The organism is Nitrospira sp. Nam80, from assembly GCF_965152575.1.
Map to the genome: position 1 here is coordinate 2,371,431 of NZ_OZ224216.1, position 15,384 is coordinate 2,386,814.

The following is a 15,384-nucleotide window of genomic DNA, read 5'->3' on the forward strand; positions in this document are numbered from 1 at the left end:
AATGAGCATACCCGAAGCGAGGCACCGTTTGAGACAGCCCGCAACGACTCTCTCCTATGTACGCTTTCGTTGCAGGCGATTGTTTCATTATCTGTGGCGGTCAGGGATCGGCTTATGCGGAGACTTAGTTCAGCTTCAGCACATGTGCGGTTTCAAGACGCTCGGTGATCCATTGGAGATGCGGACGAACCGCACCGGGCTCTCGCCCGTGCCAGCCCAATCGCCCTTTCCCTGTTTCCAGAACCTCAAATGACAAAGCATCTTCGTAACGATAAATGACTCGCGCGCGATTCTCGACCACGAGCACAACGACTCGGTGGACGCCGCTGTTCAGGAGCTTCCCCGGTATATAGCAGGTGCTGCGATAAAGTCCGATGTCCAAAGCATTGTCATCCGGCGCGTTCTCTGCCGAGCCAGTAGTGAACGCCAGGATCCCCTGCTCGGTGTACACGTGCAGTGTGATGTGCAACAAGACATCGGGTACGTAGGTCCAGTAGGTTACCTCGATCGTACAAGGCTCATCCGTGGTGATGTGGCGAGGCCGGTCATCTTCCGAGCCTTGAGCGCGTACGCGGTGAAGACGAACCTTACTATTGCCGGGCGCGTGGAGCGGATCGTCCCAAAGCTGCTCGGTCCGCTCCGTGGCGGCCATACGTAAATAATGAGTCACCACGGTGTCAGGTTTACCGTCCTCTACCACTTCCCCATCGTTGAGCCAAATCACCCGATGGCAAAGATTTTGAACGGCGATCATGTTGTGGCTGACGAAGAGGATGGTACGACCTTCCTTGGCCACACCCTCCATCTTGCCTAGACACCGTTTCTGAAACGCTGCGTCTCCGACCGCCAACACTTCATCGATAATGAGAATTTCAGGTTCCAGATGAGCGGCCACGGCAAACGCCAACCGTACGGTCATTCCGCTGGAATAGTGCTTCACGGGGGTGTCGATGAATCGATTGACTCCGGCGAATGTGACAATGTCGTCGAACTTGGTCTGAATCTCTCGTTGAGTCATCCCCAGAATGGCGCCATTCAAGTATACGTTCTCTCGGCCTGTCAGTTCAGGGTGGAATCCGGTACCAACTTCCAGCAGTGACGCTACGCGGCCGCAGATCTCGACAAAGCCTTCGGACGGCTCAGTGATTTGAGAAAGAATCTTGAGCAACGTGCTCTTGCCTGCCCCGTTCCGCCCGATGATTCCGACAACTTCACCGGGTCGCACATCGAACGATACCCCTCTTAACGCCCAGAGGGAGGTGTCAGTCTTATTGTCAGGACACGTTGAACGCCGCAACAGGCGCGACGCCCACAGCGCGGGACGGAGAAACGTTTTTGCCAACGCTTCCCGCAGAGTACTGTAGTCGTTTTGTACTCGACCAATCGTGTATCGCTTGCCGAGGTTTTGAACACGAATCGCAAGCTCATTCATGCATTGCTCATACGATGTCCGCAAAACTCCGTTCCAACCGACGGAAGAAATAAAATCCTGTGATCAGCAAAATGCCGGCGGTGACGAAAGAGACGGCTATCATTGGTCCGGGGGCCGTTTCCGTTCCAAGCAACGCCCATCGGAACCCCTCCACGACGCCGACCATGGGATTCAACCCGTACCAGGTACGCCACGGTTCTGACAGAAGGCTGCTTGGATAGGCGATAGGCGTGGCAAAGAGCCAGAATTGAATAAGAAATGGGATGGTATAGCGGACATCGCGGAACTTCACATTCATGGCAGACAGCCAAAGTCCGACAGCGAGTGCCGTTCCGCACGTAAGCACCGCAAGGAATGGAAGCCACACAATATGCGCGGTGGGAACAGTTCCATAAAAGAGCATCAATGCCACGAGTACTCCGAAGGCAAAGACAAAATCGACGACGCCGGCCAGCACGCTCGCAATTGGAATGATCAACCGAGGGAAATACACCTTCTTAAGCAAGTTCGCATTTTGCACCAAGCTGTTGGAGGACTGCGTCAATGCATTCGCGAAGAGAGTCCACGGCACCAATGCCGCATAAGCGAAGAGCGGATATGGAATCCCGTCCGATGGCACGCCCGCCAACTTCCCGAAAAAAATACTGAAGAGAACCATCGTACAAAACGGCTGGATGATGGCCCATAACACTCCTAGGACAGTCTGCTTATAGCGTACTTTGACATCCCGCCAGCTCAAGAAATACAGTAACTCGCGGTACTGCCAGACTTCTTTCAGATTAAGCCTGCTCCAGCCGACAGTGGGTTCCAACCGAACCCGCGGCCTCGCGCATAGAGCGGCGTGTACTATTTCTTCCATGCCTCAAGCCTTCAGCATAAAATCTCGGCCGACTCGTCTGCGCGAGACATCAATTCCACTTCCCTGTAATGGAAAAAATGACTACATGCCGGTTGACGATGTATCCGGCGAGGTCGGTCGGTGATGTGGTGGGATTGTTAAACTCGAAATACGTATAGGTATAGGCAAGGGAGGTGCTAACCGTTCGACTGACGTTATACGAGAGTTGTCCCGAGGCCGTGTACGATTCGAATGCCGAGAAACTCACCGGCGCTACTTCATTGTAGGCATAATTCGCGCTTCCGGTGAAACTTAACACTTTAGAGAATCGCTGCTGTATGGAAATGCCGACCGTCGTACTTATCAATGCTCCACCAGTGGCAAAAAACGCCGGTGCAAAACTCCTGGAGCCGATCGCCTGGAATGTGGTTGCCTCTCCATACTTGGCGCTCAAAGTAAGTGAACCAGTCGGATATGCCCGATTATCGACATCCAAAATGGTGGCACCGCCGCTCAAGACGGCCCCCCAATCTGCCGAGGTGGTCGCAAATGACGCTTCGAGGCCTTGTGCCAAAAAATCCGTTTCCGGGCTGTTCCCCGATGTCGCATTTAGAATATTCCTGCTTCCCCGATAAATGAGTCCAATATTTTCGGTCCGGGATAAACGCCAGGTCGGCCCAATCGACCATGCATGTTGATCAGTGTTGAAGAAGACTACTTGGCCCCCGATCGGTTGCCTGACGAAGATTTCTCCGATCCTAAGCAATGAGTATGAATAGTTGCCCTGAATGACAAGACCCGGGGTTACAGGATACGAGGCAGCAATCATCGCTATGTTGGTATACATGGTCGCCCGTACGGGGACAATACCACGAGCAAATGGATTATCGATCGCAGTTGGATTCGCTGCGCTCACGAAAGAAGGCGTCTCTGGCGAAAATCCGAAAGAGTCGGAGATTTGAAGCTTGCCGCCTCGAATAAACCCGTTGACCCATTTATCAAGCGCTGTCGTAGCGGTGAAATTTGTCGCAACAAAATTGAGGTCCGGGTTGTTGATAAACAAACTGCCGCTTGCGCCGCCGGTAAACGATGTATCCGTATATCGAGTATTGTTCACCAGCTCGATGGCCGATGTTGCCGTCGTGACGAAATCCCAGGGCGTAAGCCCGGTTTGAATGCCCGACGGAGCAAATAGAACGTTAGAGTCGTATCGCTGGTTCAGAGTAATCGATGGAACGATCTTTGTATTGCCTGAGGGTTTCCGTGTCGCAACCGGTGTTTTCTTTTCTGGTGTCGTAGGCGCTTCAGATTCCAGCTCCGGCTCATCCGGCTTAGGTTCCTCCTCGGTTACCGGCCCATCGGGTTTTCTTGAAGGGTATGCCGGATCCTCACTCGTCGGATTTCGATTCGCTTGGCCATACGCCCCAGGTGAAAGCGGTCCCATCGACTCGGCGAGAACGGCGAGACCAGCGAAGGTCATCGCCAGAACCATACGACGATGCTTTGACCGCATCCATTCACGGCACCACAACTGTGTCACCGGACAGCAAGATGATATTTCCCGGGTTGCCGTTTCCAGCGAGAAGATCGTCGTACCGTACCGGGATACGCATTTCATGAATCTTGTGGTCGCCGTTCGGTCGTATCCGTACAACCTGAAGGCGATTTTTTTTGGCGTACTCGGTGAACCCGCCCGCCATTGAGATCGCCTGCAATAATGTGACATAAGACTTGGCCTTAAACTTGCCCGGCTTCGACACTTCTCCCAGCACAAAGACGGAATAACTGTTGAGTTCCCTTACGCTGACCGAGACGGCCGGATTCCCCGCCACAAATTGCTTGAGGCGGTCCGCGATACGGTGCGCCAAAGCGTCGGCGGTAAGCCCGGCCGCTTGCACATCGCCGATGATGGGAATCGAAATGAGTCCGTCCGGACGAATCGCAGTGACCCGAGACAAGTCAGGATTCTTCCAGACTGTGATGTCCAAGACATCTTCCGGTCCCAGCAGGAATCCTGCGGGCATCTCATATTCCCGTTCTTCAACCACGGACTGCATGCACCCTGCCGTCATCCCATGCAGCAAGACAGTGCCACAGATCAATATGATCGAACTTGCGAGCCCTTGAGGGCGGCGGACATGGGAGATGCTCGATCGCATAGACACCTCACTTACTGGACACCGGGAAACACCACCATCGCTTCGCTCGGGACGACCACCGTATCGCCCGCCTTCAATTCCAAATTTTGGGCGATGACCCCGCGGAGGACGATGTCGTCGTAGCTTGACGTCAACGTTCCGTTTTCTCCGAACCGGAAGACGACGACTTGATTCCTGGCCGCAACCGGCGTAAAGCCACCGGCAATCGTAATCCCTTGAAGCAATGTCGTTCGGCTTTTCAGTGGATATTTGCCCGGCTTGACGACTTCACCCAGGACGAAAATACTGTAGCTATTGACTTCCTTCACACTGATCGCGACGACCGGATTTTGCACGTACTCCCTCAGCTTGCGCGTAATCTCGTCGGCAAGCTGAGAAGGGGTCTTCCCGACGGCCAGTACGTCCCGTATGACCGGCAGCGAAAATCGGCCGTCGGGGCGTACTTGAACGGTCTTGGAAAGATCCTGATTCCTCCACACAGTGATCTCCAAGACGTCTTCCGCTCCAATGGTATAGGCGTCACTGACGATATTGGACAACTTCTCGATCGTCTGAGTATGAGAGATGGCCGGAAGTGCCGGGCCGACCGTTGGCAGTGCCGGCCCTGCGTTCGGCGCTTCTTTCCCATTCATTTCTACGGGTTTATCAATGATGTGCGGCGGCTGCGGAAACAAGGGGGGGTCGGCCGAATAGAGAAGGCCGGGTAAAGTCAGCATACCTGCAGACACGGCCGCTAAGACGAACGTGAACATCTTAATGATGGATAATGAAGACATCGTACGCCCTCCGGTACATAAAGCAGACATGCAGGGCTGAATCATAAGACCGACACTCGGCTCACCGGTATGGGTTCCACCGGCATCACATCAGAGGCATCCACTTCCACGGCAACGGCCTGCTGAATCAGAGTGATACTCAAGACAATACGGCATTGCCGGGCATGCCGAACAAGCCGGCCTGTCGCCCCCTGGAGAGGTCCTCTGACGATTTCGACGGACATGCCTTCCTTCAAAAACGGATGCGAGTTATGCGGATACTGACTCTTCCAGAGGATTTGGAGGGATTCGATTTCGTGATCGGGAATCGGCTCCGGATAACTATGAGATCCGACGATCCTCACAACACCGGGCGCCTGAAGAATCGAGAGCCTCTTCTCGTACAGCGAAAAGCGGGCAAAGCAATAGCCGGAGAACAGTGGAAATTCAATGGTCTTCTTCCGATCTTTCCATTGACTCACGCGCCGGAGTGTCGGAAGAAAGGTTTCAATCGACTGCCGTTGAAGTTCGCCTTTCACCACCTTTTCGTGACGGGATTTGGTTTGGAGCGCAAACCACTGAGCCGCAAACAAATCCGTGGAAAGTTGGTCAAGATCGGCCTCCGGTGTATGGAGCTTCGCCCTCTGACTTACAGTCATGGTTCTTCCCCGTTCTACGGCTGGATACAACATGCTTCCCCTCCAGCCCAAAGCAGGCGCCACTTATACAGCGATGCCGTAGGTGAAACATCGGACAATTGTGCTTTTTTTAGTGAGTCACAAAATGACAGGACGGTGGCACATTTGTGCCTCACCCATCCATTGCAAATTCATGGAATTAGTTTCCGAGCCTCATTGCACGTATTTTTTCATTAAAGATTTCGCTATGCTTTCACTCAAGAATCTCTATATGTCGTTGCTTTGCTTACGTAGCACATCACTGTAAGAACCAATGAACAATTTTGAACATATGAGCTAAACATGCATAAAAATAATTCATACCGCCGAAATGGCACACGACCCTAGTAATTTTTAAGGTTGCGGAGTTTTTTACGATGTGCCAAGATGCGCGTGCGTGTAGGGCGAAGTATTCATATACATACACTAGTGCATCATACCTAGTATGTCTGCCTCTTCACCAATTGCAGTCCCATTCTCCGAGACGACAGATCAATCGATTCACGGCCGAGCGAGCCGCCCCTTGTAAAGAGAAGGGATGTCTATGAGCGGACTAAAACGAAAACCGGCGACAGTGACCAGTGTGGTGGTCAGCAGTAATCATCTCGTGCGGTTGGGGTTGCAACAAATCATCGGAACCACTCAACACATCCATCTGGTGGGCTACGTCAAGAACGGCACAGAGACGAGCGATTTGATCAGCCGGGAAAAGCCACAGGTGATTATTATTGACATGGAGCCAGAACTTGATATCCAGGCCCTTGTTTGCAAACTCAAGAACACCGCCCCCGCTTCGAAGATCATTTTGTTAAGCGGCTTTGAAGACAAGGAACGAACGAAGGAAGCGTTCCTCTTGGGCGTAGATGGAATCGTTCTGAAGGTTCAACCGCCCGCGGTCCTCCTCGCCGTTATTGAATATTTGTGTCAGACTCCCGCTGACTCTTGCGGGGACAAAGGAGGAATAGCGAGTTTCGCAGTGGCGGAGGGGACACACTCATCATTTGGCCATTCCGAGGCCCCCATCTTAAAATGGCCAGCCGCCTTGACCGAACGAGAACGTGAAGTCATTGCGCTTATCGGTCAAGGCCTCTCGAATAAAGACATCGCCGATCGTCTCTGCATTTCCGGGATCACCGTTCGCCATCACCTCACCAGTATCTTCGATAAACTTGGGGTCACCACCAGACAAAAACTGCTGATTCGCGCCCATCAATATGGTCTGGTAGAACTGACCGCATCCGCCTGAATACCCAGTTCATTGCTTGCTGCGGCCTTTATCGGTCGTCCGCAGCGGTGCGCGCAAAAGAAATACATTCGCAGTAGAATGGCCCCGGATTGGTGTGCGACATGAACATCACGACATGCACGCTGATTGCGGTGGCCGTGTTGTGTCTGGCGACTGTTCCGGCTACGCTGGCATTAGAACAGGATGCACCGCGCCGGCCCTTGCGCTTCGTGACTTTGAATATTCTGCACGACGGCCCCACCTCTGGCTTTCTCAACAACGGAACACGTCTGGAAGAGCGGATGGACTTGGTGATCCGCGAACTTCACCGATTTGATCCGGATGTCGTCGCATTGCAGGAAGCCTCTCACAGCAGGCGGCATGGCGATGTGGCGCAGAGGATGGCGGATGGGCTCGGCTTTCATAAAGTATTCGCTCCGGCGACCGAGCGCATCTTTTCGATCCCGATCATCGACAAACTTATCGTGGATGCCATGGGTTTCAAAGAAGGTCCGGCCATCCTCTCGCGCTTCCCAATCACGGCATCCTACGTATACGACCCCCTCGCTGTCGATCGCGTTTTGAGCCCCGCGTTCTCCTTCGTGCCGATCTCAAGACGCCCCACGGACCGCTCCACGTCTTCTCTACCCACACGGCACGAGGCGACGAATGCCAAATTGAGCGGGTTGCTCGGATCGTGCGGGAATACCGTGTGCCGGGTCATTCGATACTGATGGGTGACTTCAACACGGCCGAGACATCGAAAGTATTGACGATCCTGCGCGATGAGGCGGGATTTGTCGATGCCTTTCGAACGGCAAACCCGTCCGCGCCGGGTGCCACGGTGTGGCAACGTATCCATGTCGAGCAGTCGACCGTGTCCCGCCGCGTAGATTTTATCTTTTTATCGCCAAAGGAGAGATCGAGAAATGCCGTGCATTCAAGCCGTCTCATTCTCAATCAACCGGCTTGTCTTGCCGACGGTACGGTCCTGTGGCCGTCTGATCACTACGGTGTGTTTGCGGAGGTGGGGTGGGAAGCGAATGAGGATCGAGGTTTCTAATCCAGCCAGTCGTGTTCCTTCAGTTTGCGAGGAAGATACTTCTTGGTCAGATATTGGAAGTCTTTATTGGCGAGCGCGTCCAACTCGTATTTCAAGCCGTTGCTCAGCATTCGCTTGATCTCCTGCTGCCACGCCGGCTTTTGAAACCACTTATAGTTCAATAATTCGCGCGCGCGCGTGCTGTCCTTGTCGTTGAGTTTGATCCCGACGTTGCGCGGCAGCTCATATCGCTCAGGATCCGCGCTCGAGAGGCCGATGAATTTCGCCTTGGGAATCGCCATGCGCTGGCTCTCGAAGGCCAAGTTAATTGATCCCTGCTTGACGACCGAGTAAATGTAATATCCCCACGGATCGTTATCCACGAGGACATAGACCGGGAGCCGGTGCTCTTCGTGAAGCCGCCGCGCAAGCCGGCGGACACCGCGCGGCGGTTGCCCGTTACCGGTCAACAGGACGCAGTTATAGCGCCGCCAGAACTTATCTTCGGAGAGCCGATTCCATTGGGTGCCCTTCTCGACGAGCAGGAGAAAATCCGCGGTGCAGCGCCGGATTTCTAAATATTCCGGCTCGACGATGGAGGGCACCGAATACCCGCCCTTCCCCAGCCTGGAGCAGTCCACGCGATCGCCGTCGTCGCCAAAGACCACGGGTCCGACGATACTGCCGCTGTTCTCCGCTCTCACGTGAAGCTCTTCCCGCAGTGCCGCCAGCGAGACTTCAAGATCCTCGATCACGGGGTCGGATTCATCCTGCGTGTCGAAGGTATTCTCGTGCGAATTCTTGATGGTGTGTTTCGTTCGATAGTAAATTTCCCGGAGCGAGGTCGTGAGATCCGCCCGTTGCAACTCGGACAGCGCGTCCGCCACGAGGACCGTCTGCATGAACTTCTTGGCCATGCCGACGTTGAAGAATGAGCGAGCTTGTTTTTTGCTCCCCATTTCAATCATGCCCTTCCGCTCGTTGAACGACACGTTTGAAAGCGCGCGAATGGGTATGGCAAAGGTCGGATCTTTCGATTGTTGGGCCGCCGTGATAACGATGTCGGCCAAGCCGACGAGCTTCTTCTCGACCACTCCGTTGGATGCCTTCTGTCTCTTCCGTGCCATCTTCTGTCCTATTGCTTTCCAGCGCCGCGAGCGCGCTTCGGTTTATCCGTAGCGGGTGAAGCGGTGCGGCCTGCGGCCTTTTTCCCCGGAGACGTGGATTCCGCGAACAGCGGCAGTTGGTCCGCCTTGCGCTTCGATGTTTTGTTGCCGGATTCCGGCTTATGTGCCGGCGCTCGGTGTGCGGTCTTCGATTCTTTTTCCGCCGTTTGGCGCTTCTCCCGTTCCACCGGATCGCTGGCCGCTATATGCGGCGTATCCATGCCTTCGTCCCCAACCGACGCGGTGACCTCCTCGGCAATCGGTACTTCCCCTTCAATACCTTCCGGGGTGACGATGATGGAATTCGGTAGTCCTTCGGGCCCGGCGCCGGTCTTTCCAAGGGCCTCATCCGTTTTCAACCCGCCGGTCCGGGATGTCGCGATCTTCTGCAATTGTTCCTTTAGTTGCTGCTTCGGCAGCTTGCCGCCCTTGAGACGGTTGCAGGCTTCGACGACTTCCTCGATGTAGAGTTCAAAGATATTACGCCGCCTGAACTCACTCTGCGCCCGTTCGCGCCGGCGGAGAAACAAGCCCAGTCGCCTACCGCATTCGCGCAACGCCAGCGTGATTTCCTTCTGAATCTCGTCATAATCCGCGATCGCTTCCTTGCTCTCACTCGTGAAGGGCACCCACACTGACGCCATATGGACGAAGATCACCATCGGCCCGGCGGGCAAAGCTCCACGCGATTGCGTGACTCCATAATTCCGCCAGGTCGTGGCGAGTACGGCCTTGAACGTGGCGCAGGCGGATTGCTGGTAGAGCAAAGGTACCCGGTTCGCATAGCGAATCACGCGGGCCAATTCTGAGTCTTCATCGTGCTGTTCCCCTTCGGCAAGCGGGACCGCGGCCCGTTGCGGTTTCGTCGCTTCCTCCGGCCTGTTTCCAAATGCCAAGCCCGCCTCGATCGCGAACGGGTTTCCGCGATAGACGGCCGGCGGCCGGCTCACGGCCGTATAGAATTCTCCCTTGATCTGCTTGTAGAGCCCGGAAAGAATCGCCTTTTCGCCGATCGGCGAGAGGCAATTCGTCGGCGGCGCCATGATTTTGGTCGATTGGATCGCCTGGTAGAGCGCCTCGGCCGCAGTCCCATGAATGGCGCGAGGGCGAGCGTCGGGCGAAATCTTGGCGGTCTTGCAGATTTCCTCGGCCAGTGGCGGCGACACGCGGCAAAAATCGCTCGCGAGAAAGCCGGCGACGGTATGGCTCTTGGTGTCGTGCATCATCTTGAGCATCATGCCGAATTCGATCCCGTAGGGATGTGGCTTGATCTCTCGAGGCGCCGGCGGCAGCTCATGATACGTACGCGGATATTCCTTGGTCTCCCCGTCCGGCGCATGATAGACGAGCTTCACGTGCGGATTCGCGATCGACGTTTGCTCGAGGTACTCGTCCACCGAGGCGCGGCCCTTCTGATAGCGGCCCTCGACTTCGAGCGCGACCTGTGTGCCGCGCGGCTGGTCCCAGTCGATCTGCTTGTTCTCGTGGACCAGGGGCTCGTTTTTCTTCGTATCGATCTGGACTTCGAAATAATGCGCCGTGGTCCGAGGGCCGGTGCGGGAAATGATCTTCACCGGCTTTCCGGTCGTGAGTTGTCCATACATCCCTGCCGCGGAGATGCCGATCCCCTGCTGCCCGCGGCTCATGCGGAGTCGATGGAACTTGGACCCGTACAGCAGTTTCGCGAAAATCCGGGGAATCTGCTGGCGGACGATCCCCGGTCCATTGTCGGTTACCGTAATCCGGAACCGGCTCGCCTGGCTGGCCGGCGGCGGCATGCCTCCATTGGCTACGATGTCCAGTTGCACCGTCACATCGGGTAGAATGCCCGCTTCCTCACATGCGTCCAGCGCATTGTCCACCGCCTCTTTCACGCAGGTCAGTAGGGCTTTCCTCGGATTGTCGAATCCCAACAGGTGCCGGTTCTTCGTGAAGAATTCGGAAACGGAAATTTCCCGCTGGCGTGCGCCCATTTCCACCGCCGTCACCGTCTGCGCGGGACGAGCGCTACGGGCACCGGCCTTCGGCGTTGCGGGAGATTCAGCGGGAGAGGCGGCAGGAGATTGAGACTTGGGGGATGCTGCGACTGATTGCTTTTTGGCCATTCACCCTCTCATATCGGATACCCATTTGGAGGACTCCGTTCGACGGACGATCATGGTTACTGCCTGCGATAAAGATGTACCGGGGAATGGGCGAAACTGTCAACACCAAGCGATATTCTGTGGTCGCGAACAGCAGCAACTCATGGTCCCACTTACGGAATGATTCTCCTGGATTCCCATGTACACGGTGGCCGTCATTCCCGCGCAGGCGGGAATCCACGGCACTGCTTGACTCACAGGATCTCCGGAAAAAGATCCTGCCCCCTGCTATTGTGTCCTCCGATCAACGCTATCTTCCAAGCTCGATTCCACTTCTTTAATTGTCGTTCCCGCGTGATAGCCGTAACCATCTCTGTATGCAACTCATAAACCCCTCTATCATTCCGTGCTTATGCTGCCAAATCCGTTTACGGAGGTCGCTGGTGACCCCGATATACAATATACCGTTTCGTCGGCTAGCCAGAATGTAGAGGGCTGGTTGCTTAGGAAACATACGGGTAAATGGATTCCCCTGTTCACGGGAATGACGGATTGCCGCCTGGATTCCCGTGTTCACGATAATGATGGATCGTGCTCGTTTTAACGCAGGAATGGGAATAGGAAATGACAACCGCGCAAGGCCGTCCACTATAAAGCAGGCTCCGCTGTCAAATGACCCTCAGCAGAGAATGAAAGATATAGATAGGGAGAAGATAAGAATCCGGCGCGGTCCGTCAATTAGGTGGGAGGAGGCACGCACCTACCGAGGAGATGTAGGTACGGCGGAGATCTTGGTGGGACTTAAGGCTTCCCAGTCAAGCTGGGCCTGCACACCATCCCAATCGCTCGACCCCCTGTTTATCCAATATTCCCTCGGGGCGTTTCACTCCTCCCACAGCTTCACCATAAGCCTCTCAACCGACCGAGTCAAGCGAGGGGTGAGTTCCGAATTCAGAACTTCTTTTTCAAAACTCAGTGTGTCTTACCGATGCGTGAGGGAATAGCGATGCAGCCAAGCCGGCTCAATGCGCACGTCGGCTCCCACCGGGCAGTACACCGGCGCAGTGGTGTTGTTGCTTTCGACCCGCGCCGTCAGAACTCCGCCGGCCAGTTCCACAACCGCCAGATGTTCGGACACGTCTACGATACAAGGCGCCATGCGGGAGTCGCGATCGACCGCAACGGTTTTCGCCACGACCGGTTCGTGCAGCGTGATGAGGTCGTTGGGACGAAAATCAGGCCGCTCCACCAATTCCATACCGATCCATATGCCAGCTGCGATAACCGTTAAACCCACCAGCAACAAAATCTCGCGGAAGCGGCGAGGATACGTTCGTTTGAGCCATTGGACAAAGGCGAGTACGCCCATGGCGAGTAAGAGCCCGACAAACCCCAGCACGATGACAAGCAAAGCGCCGCGCGGGTTCATCGATCCGTGATGGGCCGACGGTTGCCGCCCTCGTTAGTAAACCGCGTCGGAACGGAAAGGCGGCATTCTTCGATCGAGGCGGGTCTGTGATGTGCAGCAAGCATGGCTTGGTGAAGTGGGCCGGATTAGGAAAAGCCGCCGGAAGGGATGTCCCAGCCCGACGTCACGACATAGACGCCGTTTTTGGTGGTGAGCGAAGTGAGGCTGATGTTGACCGAAAATTCCGAACCGTCCTTGCGCAGCCCGATGATGTCGCGGCGGCCGGCGGCAGTCCCCGTGCCAAAATGCGGCACGAAGGCGGAGCGGCTCCCTGATTCAGAGGACCGGAATCGTTCGGGAACCAACCGCTCAATCGATTGGCCGAGTAGTTCATATCGATCGTAGCCGAATTGGCGAGCAAACTGATTATTGGCGAGGAGAATGGTGCCGCCGGCATCCACCATAGCCATGCCGTTCAGCGCGGACTCCACCATGACACGCAGGCGCTCTTCACTTTCACGCAGCGCATCTTGCGTCTGTTTTTGTTCCGTAATGTCCTGAGCGAACACGAGGACACCCAGCACGTTGCCCTTCGGATCACAGTACGGAACTTTGTCGGTCTGCACCCAGCGCTTTTCGCCGGACCCCGTCCGATACAACTCGACAATCCCAAGTTTCGGCTGGCGGGACGCAATGACCTCCAAGTCGTCCCGGTGATACTTCTCCGCTTCATCCGGGTAGAATTCCGCAGTGGGCCTGCCCTCAATATCTGCTACGGTCTTGTTGATCGATTCGGCGGCGCGGCGGTTCGTCCGCAGGATGCGATTGTGCGGATCTTTGTACCAAACCATCGCAGGGATCAAATCCAACAGCGCCTGTTGTTCGATCTGCTGCTGCAGCAGGACCTCTTCCGCTTCTTTCGAAGCCGTCACATCCCGCACAATGCCGCAGTAAAACCTTCGCCCGTCGGATATCCAACTGCTGAGCGACATCTCGATTGGAATTTCATGATCATCCTTATGCAGCGCGTGCATCGCGACGGGTTTCCCGCCGAGACGAAAATCGCCGGTTGTGCGGACTCTGTCCAATGCCCGTCGGTGATCGGAGCGGTAACGCTCGGGCATAAGGCTCGAGAGATGGCGCCCCATGACCTCATCAGCCGTATATCCAAACAGACCTTCCGCCGCACCGTTCCATGACAAAATATGTCCGTCGCCATCGGAGAGGATGATGGCGTCCGGGGCGGTGTGAACTACTTCTCGAAACCGTTGTTCGCTGGCATCCAGAGCCTGTTTTGTCGCAGCCGCCTCGACGGACAGCCGTTTCGCAGCCACCGCTTTTCGGACAAGGGTTTTGAGCTCCTCGGCATCATAGGGCTTCGTCAGATAGCCGAACGCCCCGTCCGTCAACGCGCCGAACTTTCGAGCGACTTCCACGAATGCCGTCAACATGATGACCGGCATGAGGGGATCGTGTTCTTTAAGCAAGGTCAGAACCGACAATCCGTCCATGTCGGGCAGCATCAAATCCAACAGCACCGCGGCAAATGCTTCCGTCTTGGCCTTACTCAGCGCCTCAGCGCCGGTACCTGCGACTTGCACGCGGTATCCGGCATGATGGAGAAGATCATGGAGAGCCAGCACAATATCGGCATCATCGTCGACGATGAGGATTGCCGCCTGAGGCTGGGGCTCCGGAGACCTGGTCGTCGACATGGAGGTCATGGTTGTTCCACAGCGCGATGCGCGCAACACAGCTTGATGAACACAGTCCATTCTCCTATGTTTTTGATCAGGAATCCAGTGCGGGCAGGCTCGCCGGATCACTTTTTCCGATAGACATTGAGCCCGATCTTCTCCACCCGGTCCGGAATGGTTACATTTCCTTCCGTGGAGGCAATAATAATGGTTTTCCCCGAGGCCGATGGCCCGAATTCCTTGGACAGATCGACCTTGATGGTCAGCAGCGTTCCTTGGACGCTCAATTCGACGTTTTTCATGATGGCACTCCTTTGCTCCTACGAATAAGAATCGATTATCCCTACACAAGTCCGCCTATCCTAACCGTCGGCTCAGGTCCGCAAGCGCTCGCGTGATGGGTTGGCGGCGCAATTTGCTCGCCATGGTCGGCAAGATCGAGAATCGGATAGGGGTGCGCGTAGAGCGCCTGCATCACTTGATCTCCCGTCGCCCGCTTGCGCAGTTCAACACGAAAAAGGCCGCCCGGAGGGATCGCGCCACTGCATCGACTTCCGCTGGCGCCCCATTCAACCCGACAAACGAACTGATCGGATCTGCGATGACAAGCGCGTTCTTTTCACATGGGACGGATGGAGTCCGCGAACTCCGTCGTTTTCAGTTGGCGAAGCACGCCGTCTCGGCAAACGGCCGGCGCTCCGCCCTCCGGTGTGGGCGAGCCGCTCCCATGGACATCGTGCCGTCGCCTCATCCCAGGACAGGATGATGTCGTCCTGATCCGGCGCTTGCACTTTGAGCTGCTTCGGTAACAGCAACTCGAACAACATCCTCGAGCCGCCTGGTTCCCGTGAGTGGAACCAATCGCCTCTTCCGCGAATCGATCGACCAAGGTCCGCTGGTC

14 protein-coding genes and 1 pseudogene are annotated in these 15,384 nt (G+C 55.6%); 3 read left to right on the forward strand and 12 right to left on the reverse strand.

Annotated elements, in window-relative coordinates; translation table 11 throughout:
- Positions 1-124 precede the first annotated feature (124 nt).
- Genes ACWGXE_RS11100 through ACWGXE_RS11125 form a run of 6 tightly spaced genes read right to left on the reverse strand, consistent with a single transcriptional unit; the run spans position 125 to position 5,876 of the window.
- Entirely contained in the window at positions 125-1,432 is a 1,308-nt protein-coding gene (locus ACWGXE_RS11100) for an ABC transporter ATP-binding protein (protein WP_447597833.1), read from the reverse strand.
- A gap of 7 nt (positions 1,433-1,439) precedes the next feature.
- Positions 1,440-2,291 (reverse strand): ABC transporter permease, encoded by an 852-nt coding sequence (locus ACWGXE_RS11105; RefSeq protein ID WP_447597834.1) that lies wholly within the window; start codon positions 2,289-2,291, stop codon positions 1,440-1,442.
- A 49-nt stretch (positions 2,292-2,340) separates the two neighbouring features.
- Positions 2,341-3,762, reverse strand: a complete 1,422-nt coding sequence (locus ACWGXE_RS11110; RefSeq protein ID WP_447597835.1) for a hypothetical protein — start codon at positions 3,760-3,762, stop codon at positions 2,341-2,343.
- Positions 3,763-3,787: 25 nt separating this feature from the next.
- Positions 3,788-4,429 carry a polysaccharide biosynthesis/export family protein gene (locus ACWGXE_RS11115; RefSeq protein WP_447597836.1) on the reverse strand — a complete coding sequence of 214 codons (642 nt, stop codon included), beginning with the start codon at positions 4,427-4,429 and terminating at the stop codon, positions 3,788-3,790.
- Positions 4,430-4,440: 11 nt separating this feature from the next.
- Positions 4,441-5,205, reverse strand: coding sequence for a polysaccharide biosynthesis/export family protein (locus ACWGXE_RS11120; RefSeq protein WP_447597837.1), 765 nt, complete (start codon positions 5,203-5,205; stop codon positions 4,441-4,443).
- Between the two features lie 41 nt (positions 5,206-5,246).
- Positions 5,247-5,876 carry a UpxY family transcription antiterminator gene (locus ACWGXE_RS11125; RefSeq protein ID WP_447597838.1) on the reverse strand — a complete coding sequence of 210 codons (630 nt, stop codon included), beginning with the start codon at positions 5,874-5,876 and terminating at the stop codon, positions 5,247-5,249.
- A gap of 529 nt (positions 5,877-6,405) precedes the next feature.
- Here ACWGXE_RS11125 and ACWGXE_RS11130 point away from each other — a divergent pair.
- The 3 genes from ACWGXE_RS11130 to ACWGXE_RS11140 all read left to right on the forward strand — a co-directional run bounded on the left by ACWGXE_RS11130 (position 6,406) and on the right by ACWGXE_RS11140 (position 8,149).
- Positions 6,406-7,107, forward strand: coding sequence for a response regulator transcription factor (locus ACWGXE_RS11130; RefSeq protein WP_447597839.1), 702 nt, complete (start codon positions 6,406-6,408; stop codon positions 7,105-7,107).
- A gap of 101 nt (positions 7,108-7,208) precedes the next feature.
- Positions 7,209-7,820, forward strand: coding sequence for an endonuclease/exonuclease/phosphatase family protein (locus tag ACWGXE_RS11135; protein WP_447597840.1), 612 nt, complete (start codon positions 7,209-7,211; stop codon positions 7,818-7,820).
- Positions 7,763-8,149 (forward strand): endonuclease/exonuclease/phosphatase family protein, encoded by a 387-nt coding sequence (locus tag ACWGXE_RS11140; RefSeq protein ID WP_447603708.1) that lies wholly within the window; start codon positions 7,763-7,765, stop codon positions 8,147-8,149. The genes ACWGXE_RS11135 and ACWGXE_RS11140 overlap by 58 nt, the downstream gene beginning before the upstream one ends.
- Here ACWGXE_RS11140 and ACWGXE_RS11145 read toward each other — a convergent pair.
- The 6 genes and pseudogenes from ACWGXE_RS11145 to ACWGXE_RS11170 all read right to left on the reverse strand — a co-directional run bounded on the left by ACWGXE_RS11145 (position 8,146) and on the right by ACWGXE_RS11170 (position 14,785).
- A complete protein-coding gene (locus ACWGXE_RS11145) occupies positions 8,146-9,255 on the reverse strand; it encodes a DNA topoisomerase IV subunit A (protein ID WP_447597841.1) in 1,110 nt (369 codons plus the stop codon). The genes ACWGXE_RS11140 and ACWGXE_RS11145 overlap by 4 nt on opposite strands.
- Positions 9,256-9,263: 8 nt before the next feature.
- A complete protein-coding gene (locus ACWGXE_RS11150; protein WP_447597842.1) occupies positions 9,264-11,399 on the reverse strand; it encodes a DNA topoisomerase VI subunit B in 2,136 nt (711 codons plus the stop codon).
- 233 nt (positions 11,400-11,632) lie between these two features.
- Positions 11,633-11,892: pseudogene (locus tag ACWGXE_RS11155) on the reverse strand (GIY-YIG nuclease family protein).
- Positions 11,893-12,360: 468 nt separating this feature from the next.
- Entirely contained in the window at positions 12,361-12,807 is a 447-nt protein-coding gene (locus ACWGXE_RS11160) for a hypothetical protein (protein ID WP_447597843.1), read from the reverse strand.
- Between the two features lie 125 nt (positions 12,808-12,932).
- A complete protein-coding gene (locus tag ACWGXE_RS11165; RefSeq protein ID WP_447597844.1) occupies positions 12,933-14,510 on the reverse strand; it encodes a PAS domain S-box protein in 1,578 nt (525 codons plus the stop codon).
- 98 nt (positions 14,511-14,608) lie between these two features.
- A complete protein-coding gene (locus tag ACWGXE_RS11170; protein WP_447597845.1) occupies positions 14,609-14,785 on the reverse strand; it encodes a hypothetical protein in 177 nt (58 codons plus the stop codon).
- Positions 14,786-15,384 lie beyond the last annotated feature (599 nt).

Bases quoted from the DNA above. Each gene is read 5' to 3' on its own strand.
- ACWGXE_RS11100 (WP_447597833.1), bottom strand. From the start codon at position 1,432: ATGAATGAGCTTGCGATTCGTGTTCAAAACCTCGGCAAGCGATACACG.
- ACWGXE_RS11105 (WP_447597834.1), bottom strand. From the start codon at position 2,291: ATGGAAGAAATAGTACACGCCGCTCTATGCGCGAGGCCGCGGGTTCGG.
- ACWGXE_RS11110 (WP_447597835.1), bottom strand. From the start codon at position 3,762: ATGGTTCTGGCGATGACCTTCGCTGGTCTCGCCGTTCTCGCCGAGTCG.
- ACWGXE_RS11115 (WP_447597836.1), bottom strand. From the start codon at position 4,429: ATGCGATCGAGCATCTCCCATGTCCGCCGCCCTCAAGGGCTCGCAAGT.
- ACWGXE_RS11120 (WP_447597837.1), bottom strand. From the start codon at position 5,205: ATGTCTTCATTATCCATCATTAAGATGTTCACGTTCGTCTTAGCGGCC.
- ACWGXE_RS11125 (WP_447597838.1), bottom strand. From the start codon at position 5,876: ATGTTGTATCCAGCCGTAGAACGGGGAAGAACCATGACTGTAAGTCAG.
- ACWGXE_RS11130 (WP_447597839.1), top strand. From the start codon at position 6,406: ATGAGCGGACTAAAACGAAAACCGGCGACAGTGACCAGTGTGGTGGTC.
- ACWGXE_RS11135 (WP_447597840.1), top strand. From the start codon at position 7,209: ATGAACATCACGACATGCACGCTGATTGCGGTGGCCGTGTTGTGTCTG.
- ACWGXE_RS11145 (WP_447597841.1), bottom strand. From the start codon at position 9,255: ATGGCACGGAAGAGACAGAAGGCATCCAACGGAGTGGTCGAGAAGAAG.
- ACWGXE_RS11150 (WP_447597842.1), bottom strand. From the start codon at position 11,399: ATGGCCAAAAAGCAATCAGTCGCAGCATCCCCCAAGTCTCAATCTCCT.
- ACWGXE_RS11160 (WP_447597843.1), bottom strand. From the start codon at position 12,807: ATGAACCCGCGCGGCGCTTTGCTTGTCATCGTGCTGGGGTTTGTCGGG.
- ACWGXE_RS11165 (WP_447597844.1), bottom strand. From the start codon at position 14,510: ATGACCTCCATGTCGACGACCAGGTCTCCGGAGCCCCAGCCTCAGGCG.
- ACWGXE_RS11170 (WP_447597845.1), bottom strand. From the start codon at position 14,785: ATGAAAAACGTCGAATTGAGCGTCCAAGGAACGCTGCTGACCATCAAG.